We start from the raw sequence: 12,043 nt of genomic DNA on the forward strand, positions 1-12,043 counted from the left end.
AATCTTTATTAACCATACTTTATAAGTGGTTAATCTGTCTCAATTAAGAGACAAACGTAGATAATAATTAACCACCCTGCAAATTTAGTGTTTCAATTATTTATTTCAGGTCAAAAGATTAAATCTTTTCCTGCATTCGGGAAGCAATTTCGCTGGCTTTTGTACTAGAGTTTCTTTAGGATTAATCCCATCAGGCGATTAATTATACCGATTGTTTAAGACTTTATGATAAGTGGTGCCGATTGTATGAGGTTAGCAATGCCTTCAGGAAGTGAAGAACCGCAGAGGGAAACAGGGCTAAAACGTAAGGCCTGGATGGCGGTGTTTTTGGTATCAGGTCTGTTCTGGCTTGTCGTGGCAGTGGCAGCCTGGCATTTTTGGGGGTAACAATGACTTCCTTTGCTCAAACACAAGCACAGAAAACGGTGCGTCAGAAAGATGACAAACCGCAACAAGAAGCGAAACCTGGAAAAGTTCAGGTGCCGGAGTCATGGCAACTGACGCAACAACAAAAAGACTTTATCGATCTGTTTTCAACAGACGAACATATTAAACAATAAATATAATTCTCATTTACCTTTATTTAACTTGCTGTCAGTCACACTTTATAATTAAGCGTGATTAAGAGCACACTCTTTAAGTAATCACTACACACAGCAATATTCAAATCGACTGATTAATTATTCAGTCACAGTGTTTACTAAAATAAAGAGAGCGACTTATGAATACTCACTGTAGCGTCAAGTACTGGTCATGGTTTACCGCATTTACTGTTTCGTTAGCCTTTTGGGCGCAAATGGTTTGGATGCTGACTCAGTAACACTTTCTTGCTTGTGCCCTGGTTCTCTGCCGGGGCGCTGATTCACTCCTCCTTTCCCTTTACACTTCTCGATTTATCAATTTGGGTTGTTATCAAATCGTTACGACATCTTTGTGTTATCTTTAATACTGTCCCTGATCTTCATCCGGGATACCGCTATCCTAAGAAATTTATGGAGGAGCTATGTCGTTAACCCTACGAGAAGCCAGTAAGGACACTTTACAGGCGCTGAATAAAACCTATCACTATTACAGCTTGCCGCTGGCCGCAAAAGAACTTGGGGATATCACCCGGTTACCCAAGTCGTTAAAAGTTTTGCTCGAAAACCTGCTGCGCTGGCAGGATGAAGATTCTGTCACTCAAGATGACATTCACGCGCTGGCCGCCTGGCTGAAAGACGCTCACGCGGACCGTGAAATTGCTTATCGCCCAGCTCGCGTTCTGATGCAAGATTTCACCGGTGTCCCGGCGGTGGTTGACTTAGCCGCCATGCGTGAAGCGGTCAAACGCCTTGGTGGCGATGTGGCCAAAGTTAACCCGCTTTCCCCTGTGGACCTGGTCATTGACCACTCGGTGACTGTCGATCACTTTGGCGACGATGATGCATTTGAGGAGAACGTGCGCCTCGAAATGGAGCGCAACCACGAGCGCTATGTCTTCCTGCGTTGGGGGCAGCAAGCTTTCAGCCGCTTCAGCGTTGTGCCACCGGGAACCGGTATTTGTCACCAGGTTAACCTGGAATATCTCGGTAAAGCCGTGTGGAGTGAAATGCAGGGGGATGAGCTGGTGGCTTATCCTGACACACTGGTGGGGACTGACTCCCATACCACCATGATCAACGGTCTCGGAGTTTTGGGCTGGGGTGTAGGGGGAATTGAAGCCGAAGCGGCTATGCTCGGCCAGCCGGTTTCAATGCTTATTCCGGATGTGGTCGGCTTTAAACTTAACGGTAAATTGCGCGAAGGCATTACCGCGACTGACCTGGTTTTGACCGTCACGCAAATGCTGCGCAAACACGGCGTTGTGGGCAAGTTCGTTGAATTCTACGGCGACGGGCTGGACACATTACCCCTGGCCGATCGCGCAACAATTGCCAACATGGCTCCTGAATATGGTGCCACCTGTGGTTTCTTCCCGATTGACGCCGTGACGCTGGATTATATGCGTCTGAGTGGACGCAGCGAAGAGCAGATAGCATTGGTTGAGGCGTATTCCAAAGCCCAGGGCATGTGGCGTAATACCGGCGATGAACCGGTATTTACCAGCACTCTGGCGCTGGATATGAATGAAGTTGAAGCAAGCCTGGCGGGGCCAAAACGTCCGCAGGATCGCGTTGCGCTGGGCGATGTCCCGAAAGCGTTCAACGCCAGCAATGAACTCGAACTCAACTCCTCTCACAAAGACCGTGCGCCGGTGAATTACACCATGGGTGGGCGCGAATACCAGTTGCCTGATGGCGCGGTGGTCATTTCTGCGATTACTTCTTGCACTAACACCTCAAACCCCAGTGTTCTGATGGCGGCAGGGTTGCTGGCTAAGAAAGCGGTGACTTTAGGTTTAAAACGCCAGCCTTGGGTAAAAGCGTCTCTGGCGCCTGGCTCAAAAGTGGTTTCGGATTACCTGGCAAAGGCCCGATTGACACCTTATCTCGACGAATTAGGTTTTAATCTGGTGGGATACGGTTGTACCACTTGCATCGGGAACTCTGGCCCATTACCGGACCCTATTGAACAAGCAATCAAGAAGGGCGATTTGACCGTGGGGGCCGTGCTTTCGGGGAACCGTAACTTTGAAGGGCGAATTCATCCGTTGGTGAAAACCAACTGGCTCGCATCCCCTCCGTTGGTGGTGGCTTATGCTCTGGCTGGGAACATGAATATTAATCTGACCACCGACCCGCTTGGTCATGACCTTAAAGGCGAGCCGGTTTATCTCAAAGATATTTGGCCGACCAGCCAGGAAATAGCTCGTGCGGTCGCACAGGTGACAACGGAAATGTTCCACAAAGAATATGCCGAAGTCTTCCTGGGGACACCTGAATGGCAAAGCATCGAGGTGGACCATTCAAATACTTACGGCTGGCAAAGCGATTCTACCTACATTCGCCTGTCGCCATTCTTTGATGATATGGAAGCCACACCAAAACCCGTACCGGAGATTCATGGTGCGCGCGTTTTGGCGATCCTCGGCGACTCGGTGACCACAGACCATATTTCACCTGCCGGTAGCATCAAGCCAGACAGCCCGGCTGGGCGCTATCTGCAAAACCATGGCGTTGAGCGTAAAGATTTTAACTCTTATGGCTCACGACGCGGCAACCATGAAGTGATGATGCGCGGCACGTTTGCCAATATTCGCATTCGCAATGAAATGGTGCCGGGGGTTGAAGGAGGCATGACGCGATTGTTACCGGGCGATGAGGTTATCTCGATTTATGATGCGGCAATGAAATACCGTGATAAAGGGATCCCGCTTGCCGTGTTTGCCGGTAAAGAATATGGCTCCGGTTCAAGCCGTGACTGGGCAGCAAAAGGGCCACGTTTGCTGGGAGTGCGGGTCGTTATTGCCGAATCCTTCGAGCGAATTCACCGTTCCAACCTGATTGGTATGGGGATTCTTCCGCTGGAGTTTCCGCAGGGCGTAACGCGTAAAACGTTGGGGCTGACGGGCGAGGAGTTTATCGATATCACTGGCTTGAACGAACTGGTGCCAGGGACTACGGTGCCGGTGTCATTAACCTTTGCCGATAGTAGAAAAGAGGTGGTTGAGTGTCGCTGCCGCATTGATACCAGTAATGAACTGACGTACTTCAAAAATGACGGGATTTTGCATTACGTGATTCGTAACATGCTGAAGTAGTAAAAATTCTCCCCCAGCGATGGGGGAGAAAACAGCTTATTCTTTGGACAGTAAATGACCCATTTTGGCCGCTTTGGTATCCAGATAATGCGCGTTCTTCGGGTTGCGACCCACAATAAGTGGCACTCGCTCAGTGATGTTAATTCCTGCTTCAGAAAGAATCTCAACCTTGCGCGGGTTGTTGGTCAGCAAGCGTACCGCATCGATACCCAATAATTTAAACATGTCTGCGCACAGCGTGAAGTCGCGTTCATCAGCAGCAAAACCGAGTTGGTGGTTTGCTTCAACGGTGTCGTAGCCTTTATCCTGCAACGCGTAGGCACGAATTTTATTCAGCAGGCCGATGTTGCGACCTTCCTGGCGGTGATACAGCAACACACCACGACCTTGTTCAGCAATTTGAGCCAGAGCTGCTTCAAGCTGGAAACCACAGTCGCAGCGCAGGCTGAAAAGGGCGTCGCCCGTCAGACACTCTGAATGTACACGCGCCAGAACAGAATCATTCCCAGTAATGTCACCAAAAACCAGTGCAACGTGATCTTGCCCGGTTGCCAGTTCTTCAAAACCCACCATCAGGAAATCGCCCCATGGGGTAGGCAGTTTGGCTTCTGCCACACGTTTAAGCTGCATGTGATTCTCCAGGTACTCTTATTGGCTCACGAAGTATTGACTCGCGTGATACCTGCCAGCTTTCTGGCTTGTTAAATTCCTATTGGCTATTTTGCCACAACGCCGGGCACTTCGCCTAATTGACTGGGCGCACTCCTATTTTTACGCTTAAAGTCACGCCACGTTTTCCCATCGGTGCGCTTTATCGGGTATTCTTAATGCTCAAATTGCATAAGGAAAAGTGATGCGGGCAATAGCGAAGCGAACGACAATTGGAGCCGGAATACTATTAATCATGCCGCTAGCGGTATGGATTTCAGGTTGGCAGTGGGTTCCTGGTGCGCAAGGCGCCTGGCTAAAAATGATGTATTGGGTGACAGAAACCGTCACCCAACCGTGGGGCATCATCACACATGTTTGCTTGTGCGCCTGGTTTTTATGGTGCCTGAGGTTCCGCCTAAAAGCGGCAGTCATGCTATTTGCCATCCTTGGCGCGGCTATTCTTGTTGGGCAAGGCGTGAAATCCGTCATCAAAGACAAAGTACAAGAACCTCGTCCTTTTGTGGTATGGCTTGAAAAAACACAACATATTCCAACAGATGAGTTCTACAATTTAAAACGTAAGCAACGTAGCGAACTGGTTAAAAGTCAGCTCGAGTCTCAGGCGGAAGTGCCTGGTTGGCTACGTAAACACTGGCAAAAAGAGACCGGATTTGCATTCCCTTCCGGGCACACAATGTTTGCCGCAAGTTGGGCATTACTGGGTGTTGGCCTGTTGTGGCCGCGCAGGAGAACCTGGACTATTGCTTTGTTGCTGGTGTGGGCAGTCGGGGTGATGGGGAGTCGGTTGGTGCTCGGTATGCACTGGCCGCGAGATTTGGTAGTCGCAACATTAATCTCCTGGATATTAATTACCCTGGCAACCTGGCTTGCGCAAAAGTTATGCGGTCCACTATCGCCACCAAGGCAAGAAGATGAGGAAATAGCCGAACGAGACGGCGAACCTTGAGAATCTTGATTTAATCCCCATTTCTTATGAATTGGACGTCGCTAATGGATTCCCCGGAACACCGGGAAATGGTAGTTTATACCGTTGGAAATGCATTAGGGCATAATTTAGTCGCGTAAGACCACATGACGGGAAGTAATGTGAAATATTTATTCATTTTCTTACTGGTGCTAGCGATTTTTGTGATTTCTGTCACTCTGGGCGCGCAAAACGATCAGGTTGTACATTTCAATTATCTGTTGGCACAAGGCGAGTATCGCGTCTCCACCTTGCTGGCGACTCTTTTTGCTGCGGGTTTTTTACTGGGTTGGATGATTTGTGGTCTGTTCTGGCTGCGTTTGCGTGTTTCCCTTGCCCGCGCCGATCGCAAGATCAAACGCCTGGAACAGCAAATCACCACGGGTTCTGACACCACCACAGTGGTTGTACCGGCTGTGAAGGAATAACCTGCCATGTTGGAATTGTTGTTTCTGCTGTTGCCTGTTGCCGCCTTCTACGGCTGGTATATGGGCCGCAGAAGCGCGCATCAAGACAAGCAACAAGAAGCCAACCGCCTGTCGCGTGATTACGTGGCGGGGGTTAACTTTTTGCTGTCTAACCAGCAAGATAAAGCCGTAGATTTATTCCTCGACATGCTTAAAGAGGACACCAGTACCGTTGAGGCTCACCTCACGCTGGGTAACTTGTTCCGTTCTCGCGGTGAAGTCGATCGTGCCATCCGTATCCATCAGTCATTAATGGAAAGCGCCTCGCTAACCTACGAGCAGCGCCTGCTTGCGGTTCAGCAGTTGGGTCGTGACTACATGGCCGCCGGTCTGTATGACCGTGCAGAGGATATGTTTGGGCAACTGATCGATGAAACAGATTTCCGCATTGGTGCCTTGCAGCAATTATTACTGATTCATCAGGCGACCAGCGACTGGCAAAAGGCTATTGATGTTGCCGAGCGTTTGGTGAAACTGGGTAAAGATAAACAGCGTACTGAAATCGCTCACTTCTATTGTGAACAAGCCTTGCAGTTGATGGGGAGCGACGATCTCGACCGCGCCATGTCACTGCTGAAAAAAGGGGCCGCGGCCGATAAAAACTGCGCGCGAGTTTCTATCATGATGGGCCGTATCTTCATGGCTCGAAATGAATATGCAAAAGCGGTTGAGTCATTACAACGTGTCATCGATCAAGATAGTGAGTTAGTCAGTGAAACGTTGGAGATGCTCCAGACGTGCTATCAACAACTCGATAAGCCACAAGAGTGGGAAGCCTTCTTAAAACGCTGTGTTGAAGAGAATACCGGCGCAGGGGCAGAACTGATGCTCGCGGAGATCCTTGAGCACAAAGAAGGGTCTGAAGTCGCTCAAATCTATATCAACCGCCAGCTTCAGCGCCACCCAACCATGCGTGTGTTCCATCGTTTGATGGATTATCACTTACAGGAAGCGGAAGAAGGGCGTGCGAAGGAAAGCCTGATGGTGTTGCGAAACATGGTGGGTGAGCAAGTGCGCACCAAACCACGTTATCGTTGCCAGAAGTGTGGATTTACCGCTTTTACTATGTACTGGCATTGTCCATCTTGCCGGGCATGGTCGACCATTAAACCGATCCGTGGTTTGGACGGGCAATAACGCATATAAAGCGCGGTGTTATAAAAAAACGCGTACTTTAGTTACAACATACTAATGATTAGTATCAGGAACTAAACCTCAGCATCGAGTCGTTTGTGCCTTGCAGAGTGCAATGGCAACTGTAATTTTCTTCCCGCCGCGAGTAGAATGCTTGCCGTTTATCTCTTGCGCCGTGCTGGTGCCCAACAGTCAGAAGGTTTAGCCATGAATTCAACTGCATCCTCCTCCTCCCGTGTTGCCACCGACTCCCCAATTGTTGTTGCACTTGATTACGATAATCGCGATAAAGCCTTGGCTTTCATTGACCGTATCGATCCGCGCGACTGTCGTCTGAAAGTCGGCAAAGAGATGTTCACTCTGTTTGGGCCGCAACTGGTGCGTGATATTCAGCAGCGTGGTTTCGACGTCTTTCTCGATTTGAAATTTCACGATATCCCGAACACAACAGCTCACGCGGTTGCGGCAGCGGCAGATCTTGGCGTGTGGATGGTGAATGTTCATGCAAGCGGCGGGGCGCGCATGATGAGTGCTGCACGAGAAGCATTGCAGTCCTTTGGCAAAGATGCACCACTTCTTATTGCTGTGACCGTTCTGACCAGCATGGAAGCAAGCGATCTGGCGGATCTCGGCATTACCTCGACGCCTGCGGAATATGCTGAGCGTCTGGCGCGCTTAACACAGAATTGCGGATTAGATGGCGTGGTTTGTTCTGCACATGAAGCCGCACGTTTCAAAAGTGAGTTGGGTCAAGCATTTAAACTGATTACTCCGGGCATTCGTCCGGCTGGAAGTGACGCAGGCGATCAGCGCCGCATCATGACGCCACAGCAGGCGCAAAGTGCAGGTGTCGATTTTATGGTAATTGGACGCCCGATCACCCAATCTGCAAATCCAGCTCAGACGCTGCGTGATATCCGTGAGTCTTTGAAGCAGGGGGCATGATGAAAGACGATAACAGCCGTTTAGTTTACTCCACAGAAAGAGGCCGTATTGACGAGCCTAAGGTGGCTCAGGTTCGCGAAAAAGGCGATGGAGTGGTACGCATTCAGCGCCAGACTTCGGGCCGCAAAGGTAAGGGAGTATGTCTTATCACCGGAATTGATGCTGATGATGCTACGCTCACTCTGCTTGCCGCAGAACTGAAGAAAAAGTGCGGTTGTGGTGGCTCTTTAAAAGATGGTGTTATTGAAATTCAGGGCGATAAACGTGACCTGATTAAATCGCTGTTGGAAGCTAAAGGTATGAAAGTAAAATTAGCAGGCGGTTGATTTAGTTGCTGAAAATAATCAGGCCACGGTAAATATACCGTGGCCTTTTATTATGACTGCTGAAAGTCAGACCTGAATATCAAAGCTATTTATAATAAATTAAAAGCGTTTGCGCTTTCACAGGCAACAGGCTTTATTTACCCACCTGATGGCCGATAATACCACCCACTGCGGCACCACCTAATGTACCCAGTGCGCTACCGTCAGTTAAGACAGCACCACCCACGGCACCAGCACCAGCACCAATCGCGGTGTTACGGTCACGTTTGGACCAGTTAGAGCAGGCGCTAAGGGACATTGCAACGGTCAAGGCCAGCACAACGGCAGCAATTTTTTTGTTATTTAAGGTCATATTACTTTCTCCTGAATTATTGATTCACGGAAATAAGTTTCTCTAAAAGTATAGTGGTTCTCAGGCAACTGATAGAAAGTCTCCGCGAAACTGCATGACGATATAAGACCTAAAAGATAACGCCAGTGATTATCACTTCCTGTTATATCGCTAATAAACATTCTAATTTCTACAGTAAATAACAACAGGTAAATAATCTTAAAGGGTGCGCAGGATAATTCTGATAAGAGAACTGCCCGCAAGCGATGCAGGCAGTCTAAATGACATTATTCGAGGGGGAATTGTTTAACGATATTGACCTGTACGCCGCTGTCCTGAATCTGCTGCGTAGCGTTTTCGCTGAGACCATCATCGGTAATCACCCGGTTGATGCGTGAAATGGGGCCTAGCGTGTAGGGATGCATAGCTCCAAACTTACTACTGTCTGTCAGAACAATGGTTTCGCTGCCTTTTTCCAGAACAGTATTCACCACATCAGCACGCATCATATCGCGGCTGGTAAACCCGGTTTCCGGCAAGAATCCATCGATGCCGATAAACGCCTTACTAAAGTGCACTTGCTGAATAAACTGGCGCGTCAGCGGTCCAACCATGCTTTCGCTTTTCTTCTGGTAGATTCCGCCCAGCAAAACAACTTCACAGTCAGTATCTTTCAAAAGATGGGCGATGTAGCTGCTCACGGTAATCAGCGTAATCTTTTTCTGCTCGGCTAAAGCGCGTGCCAGAAGGGCGTTACAGCTACCGTTTTCGATAAAAATGGTTTCACCGTCATTAACCAGTGTCGCCGCAAAATCAGCAAGATGCCGTTTCAGCGAATAATTGTTCATCATCCGCGTTTCAACATCTTCGCTATCCAGCGGTACGGCATAACCGTGAGCACGGCGCAGATAGTTTTTTTTCTCCAGCAGATTAAGATCCTGGCGAATAGTCACTTCTGAGACACCGGTTGTTTTAGCGAGTGAGGCCACACTCATGCGGCCTTGATCGATAACCATTTGTAAGATTATTTGTTGTCTGGAGTTCATGTCAGCCAATTATGGGCGGTGCTTAATGCACCGCCGGGATTATCAAAGTGTATGTTCAGTACGGGCTATAATATCATCCTGAGCGTCTGGAGATAAGGCAGTAAAGAAAGCAGAGTAACCTGCTACACGTACGACCAGATCACGATATTTGTCAGGATGTTGTTTGGCATCTAACAGGGTTTCGCGGGAAACAATGTTGTATTGCACATGCCAGCCTTTATGCGCCTCGAAGAAAGTACGCAGCATAAGCATCAACTTCTCGCGGTCACGCGGGTTATCCAGGGTTGCTGGGTTCAGTTTTTGATTCAGTAAAACGCCCCCCAGAATTTTGCTGGTTGGCAGTTTGCCGACAGAGCTGATTACCGCCGTTGGCCCCAAACGATCGGTACCTGACGCTGGGCTTGCGCCTTCAGCCAGCGGCGTTGTCGCTTTACGACCATCCGGTGTTGCCATGGTTGCGGCACCAAACGGCACGTTAGCAGAAATTGAAGATGTCCCAGCGTAGTAAGTCCCGCCGATAGGGCCGCGGCCAAAGCGCGTGTTGTGATACTGCTTCAGTTCATCAATGTACGTCTGATATGCGCGTGCCAGCAGCAAATCGACTTCATCTTCATCGTTACCATATTTTGGCGCGCCGTTAATCAAACGCTGGCGTAATTGCTCCCCGGTCAAACCGTCAAAGTCATTAGCCAGCGCTTCAGCTAACTGCTGCTGTCCAATAGCACCTTGTTCAAACACCAGTTTCTTGACTGCGGCGAGGCTGTTACCGAGGTTGGCGATACCAACTTGCAGACCTGAAACCCAGTCATATTTAGCGCCACCTTGCTTAATGCTCTTACCGCGTTCGATGCAATCATCCACCAGCGCGGAGCACAGAATATCGTGGGCATTCTCTTCAAGAACCGTATCGACGACACATTCTATCTCGATAGATTTCTGCGTGTAGTAACGAATCTGACTATCCCAGGCATCCATAACCTGTTCAAACTGTGTGAAATTGCCTGCGGAGAGGGCATGTTCTTGTGGCAGGAAGATTTTACCGCTGGTTGCGTCACGGCCATGTTCCATCGCCGCCAACATCACCCTGGCAAAATTAATGAAGCTCATGCCGGTGCAACGATAACCCCATTTGCCTCCCACCGCTGTTTCGATACAACCGATGGCTGCGTAGTCGTAGGCGTCTTCGCGAGCAACACCGAGTTTGATGAATTCCTCAATGACGATTTCATCATTATTAAACGCTGGCATCCCGAAGCCGCAGCGAATGACCTGAACACAGGCGTCGAGGAAGTCATTGCTCATGCCCGCATGGTAGCGCACGCTCAAGTTCGGTTGTGTGGAGCGTAATTGTCCGCAAGATTCCAGAATGGCGTAAGAGAGTGGGTTCACCGCATCTACAGCCTCGCCATTCACCAGGTTTTGTCCACCAATGGTCACGTTCTGGTAGAGCGGGCTACCGGCCGAGGCTTTAGAGTGCGAACCAGAACGAATCTTGTTCACCTCCAGCAATTTTAACCAGCAGCTTTGCAATAGCTCGATGGCCTGCTCGCGACCCAGGGTCTGCTCGAGTTCAACATCACGGCGATACCACGGATACAAGAACTGGTCGAGGCGTCCAAATGACACGGAGTGGCCGTTAGATTCAATCTGCAAGACTAATTGCACGAAGTAGCTCAACTGCAATGCCTGCCAGAAAGAGGCCGGTTTTTGATGCGCGATAAGCTCGCAGTTCTCTGCAATCGCCAGCAATTCATCACGGCGTGCCTCGCGTTGTTCAGTGCCTGCCATTTCTTTAGCCAGGGCAGCGAAACGCATAATGTGGTCACTTAATGCCACAAAGGTAATATCAATCGCTTTCAGGAACTGCTCTTTGTGCAAATCTTCCCAGTCGGTCAGATGCAGACGCGAGCGACGCTCGGCGACTTTGGCCCGCAATCCGTCAATGCCTAGTTCCAGCAAGAGCGGGAAGTTAACTGCCAGATGCGCATCACCCGAAGTCATATTACCTTCAGCTTTGATAATGCCGCTGGCGAGTAACTCTTTCTGCTCGTCGGTAAACATGCCGTAGCAACGATCTTGCACGGTCTGGCCACGCCACCACGGGCAAATCTCATGCATTACCGCTTTATCGGCATCTGAAATAGAGAAGCCAGCGCCTGGGCGGTCGCCTAATTCGTCAATCTCAGTTTCAATCCAGCCCACGGTATATTCCGGGAAGAACGGTGCACCACGAACGTGACTGGCCTGGTTACCCACAATCAGCTCATCGTGCTTAATCCAGATGGTGCGTTCGGCCAGGTGATGGGCGAGGGCAAGAGCGCGTCGCACCGGCAACGGTTTGTCCTGGTGCTGCTGGTAAATCGCGGTGTAATGCTGCGCGCGCTCGGTACAGACCGGCGGCTTCACAATGTGAATCAAGGCTTCTTTATGGTCTTTGATGCGTTGGCTTAAGGTGTTCAGGTTCAGTTGTGTCATCAGT

Annotated in this window: 13 protein-coding genes; 9 read left to right on the forward strand and 4 right to left on the reverse strand. The window is 49.7% G+C overall.

Translation table 11 applies throughout. The annotated features are described in order from the left end of the window. Window positions 1-258 precede the first annotated feature (258 nt). From M2371_RS04880 to acnA, 4 genes are all read left to right on the forward strand, one after another. The gene (locus M2371_RS04880) at window positions 259-387 is read left to right on the forward strand and encodes a YmiA family putative membrane protein (protein ID WP_072011166.1); all 129 of its coding nucleotides are present in this window, start codon (window positions 259-261) and stop codon (window positions 385-387) included. 2 nt (window positions 388-389) lie between these two features. Continuing rightward, window positions 390-560, forward strand: a complete 171-nt coding sequence (locus M2371_RS04885) for a hypothetical protein (protein ID WP_156104875.1) — start codon at window positions 390-392, stop codon at window positions 558-560. Window positions 561-721: 161 nt separating this feature from the next. Then, complete coding sequence (gene ymiC / locus M2371_RS21580; RefSeq protein WP_273693565.1) at window positions 722-820, forward strand: small membrane protein YmiC; 99 nt, start codon at window positions 722-724, stop codon at window positions 818-820. Window positions 821-1,003: 183 nt separating this feature from the next. Then, the gene (gene acnA, locus M2371_RS04890; protein ID WP_259267037.1) at window positions 1,004-3,679 is read left to right on the forward strand and encodes an aconitate hydratase AcnA; all 2,676 of its coding nucleotides are present in this window, start codon (window positions 1,004-1,006) and stop codon (window positions 3,677-3,679) included. Between the two features lie 36 nt (window positions 3,680-3,715). On the opposite strand, the gene ribA is transcribed toward acnA, so the two are convergent. Beyond that, the gene (gene ribA / locus M2371_RS04895) at window positions 3,716-4,309 is read right to left on the reverse strand and encodes a GTP cyclohydrolase II (protein ID WP_034495662.1); all 594 of its coding nucleotides are present in this window, start codon (window positions 4,307-4,309) and stop codon (window positions 3,716-3,718) included. A gap of 223 nt (window positions 4,310-4,532) precedes the next feature. On the opposite strand from ribA, the gene pgpB reads away from it, so the two are divergent. The 5 genes from pgpB to yciH all read left to right on the forward strand — a co-directional run bounded on the left by pgpB (window position 4,533) and on the right by yciH (window position 8,187). Then, window positions 4,533-5,297: a phosphatidylglycerophosphatase B gene (gene pgpB, locus M2371_RS04900; protein WP_172894073.1), complete on the forward strand. Its 765-nt coding sequence runs from the start codon at window positions 4,533-4,535 to the stop codon at window positions 5,295-5,297. Between the two features lie 140 nt (window positions 5,298-5,437). After that, window positions 5,438-5,743, forward strand: a complete 306-nt coding sequence (locus tag M2371_RS04905; protein WP_115628451.1) for a LapA family protein — start codon at window positions 5,438-5,440, stop codon at window positions 5,741-5,743. Between the two features lie 6 nt (window positions 5,744-5,749). Next, window positions 5,750-6,919, forward strand: coding sequence for a lipopolysaccharide assembly protein LapB (gene lapB / locus M2371_RS04910; RefSeq protein WP_115628452.1), 1,170 nt, complete (start codon window positions 5,750-5,752; stop codon window positions 6,917-6,919). Between the two features lie 204 nt (window positions 6,920-7,123). Beyond that, on the forward strand, window positions 7,124-7,861 hold the full coding sequence (gene pyrF, locus M2371_RS04915; RefSeq protein WP_259267038.1) for an orotidine-5'-phosphate decarboxylase: 738 nt from the start codon (window positions 7,124-7,126) through the stop codon (window positions 7,859-7,861). Then, the gene (gene yciH / locus M2371_RS04920; protein WP_259267275.1) at window positions 7,861-8,187 is read left to right on the forward strand and encodes a stress response translation initiation inhibitor YciH; all 327 of its coding nucleotides are present in this window, start codon (window positions 7,861-7,863) and stop codon (window positions 8,185-8,187) included. Before pyrF ends, yciH begins: the two co-directional genes overlap by 1 nt. A gap of 133 nt (window positions 8,188-8,320) precedes the next feature. Here yciH and osmB read toward each other — a convergent pair whose 3' ends face one another. The 3 genes from osmB to M2371_RS04935 form a co-directional block, all read right to left on the reverse strand. Continuing rightward, complete coding sequence (osmB, locus tag M2371_RS04925) at window positions 8,321-8,539, reverse strand: osmotically-inducible lipoprotein OsmB (RefSeq protein ID WP_034495655.1); 219 nt, start codon at window positions 8,537-8,539, stop codon at window positions 8,321-8,323. A gap of 266 nt (window positions 8,540-8,805) precedes the next feature. Beyond that, the gene (locus tag M2371_RS04930) at window positions 8,806-9,564 is read right to left on the reverse strand and encodes a DNA-binding transcriptional regulator YciT (RefSeq protein ID WP_172894076.1); all 759 of its coding nucleotides are present in this window, start codon (window positions 9,562-9,564) and stop codon (window positions 8,806-8,808) included. 42 nt (window positions 9,565-9,606) lie between these two features. Then, window positions 9,607-12,039 carry a formate C-acetyltransferase/glycerol dehydratase family glycyl radical enzyme gene (locus M2371_RS04935; protein WP_259267039.1) on the reverse strand — a complete coding sequence of 811 codons (2,433 nt, stop codon included), beginning with the start codon at window positions 12,037-12,039 and terminating at the stop codon, window positions 9,607-9,609. Between the last annotated feature and the right edge of the window lie 4 nt (window positions 12,040-12,043).

The sequence above is a fragment of the Buttiauxella sp. BIGb0471 genome (genome assembly GCF_024807715.1).
In the GTDB taxonomy this organism is placed as follows: Bacteria; Pseudomonadota; Gammaproteobacteria; order Enterobacterales; family Enterobacteriaceae; genus Buttiauxella; species Buttiauxella agrestis.

Coding starts and splice junctions, on each gene's coding strand:
- M2371_RS04880 (WP_072011166.1), top strand. CDS start 259: ATGCCTTCAGGAAGTGAAGAACCGCAGAGGGAAACAGGGCTAAAACGT.
- M2371_RS04930 (WP_172894076.1), bottom strand. CDS start 9,564: ATGAACTCCAGACAACAAATAATCTTACAAATGGTTATCGATCAAGGC.
- pgpB (WP_172894073.1), top strand. CDS start 4,533: ATGCGGGCAATAGCGAAGCGAACGACAATTGGAGCCGGAATACTATTA.
- lapB (WP_115628452.1), top strand. CDS start 5,750: ATGTTGGAATTGTTGTTTCTGCTGTTGCCTGTTGCCGCCTTCTACGGC.
- pyrF (WP_259267038.1), top strand. CDS start 7,124: ATGAATTCAACTGCATCCTCCTCCTCCCGTGTTGCCACCGACTCCCCA.
- ribA (WP_034495662.1), bottom strand. CDS start 4,309: ATGCAGCTTAAACGTGTGGCAGAAGCCAAACTGCCTACCCCATGGGGC.
- ymiC (WP_273693565.1), top strand. CDS start 722: ATGAATACTCACTGTAGCGTCAAGTACTGGTCATGGTTTACCGCATTT.
- yciH (WP_259267275.1), top strand. CDS start 7,861: ATGAAAGACGATAACAGCCGTTTAGTTTACTCCACAGAAAGAGGCCGT.
- acnA (WP_259267037.1), top strand. CDS start 1,004: ATGTCGTTAACCCTACGAGAAGCCAGTAAGGACACTTTACAGGCGCTG.
- osmB (WP_034495655.1), bottom strand. CDS start 8,539: ATGACCTTAAATAACAAAAAAATTGCTGCCGTTGTGCTGGCCTTGACC.
- M2371_RS04885 (WP_156104875.1), top strand. CDS start 390: ATGACTTCCTTTGCTCAAACACAAGCACAGAAAACGGTGCGTCAGAAA.
- M2371_RS04935 (WP_259267039.1), bottom strand. CDS start 12,039: ATGACACAACTGAACCTGAACACCTTAAGCCAACGCATCAAAGACCAT.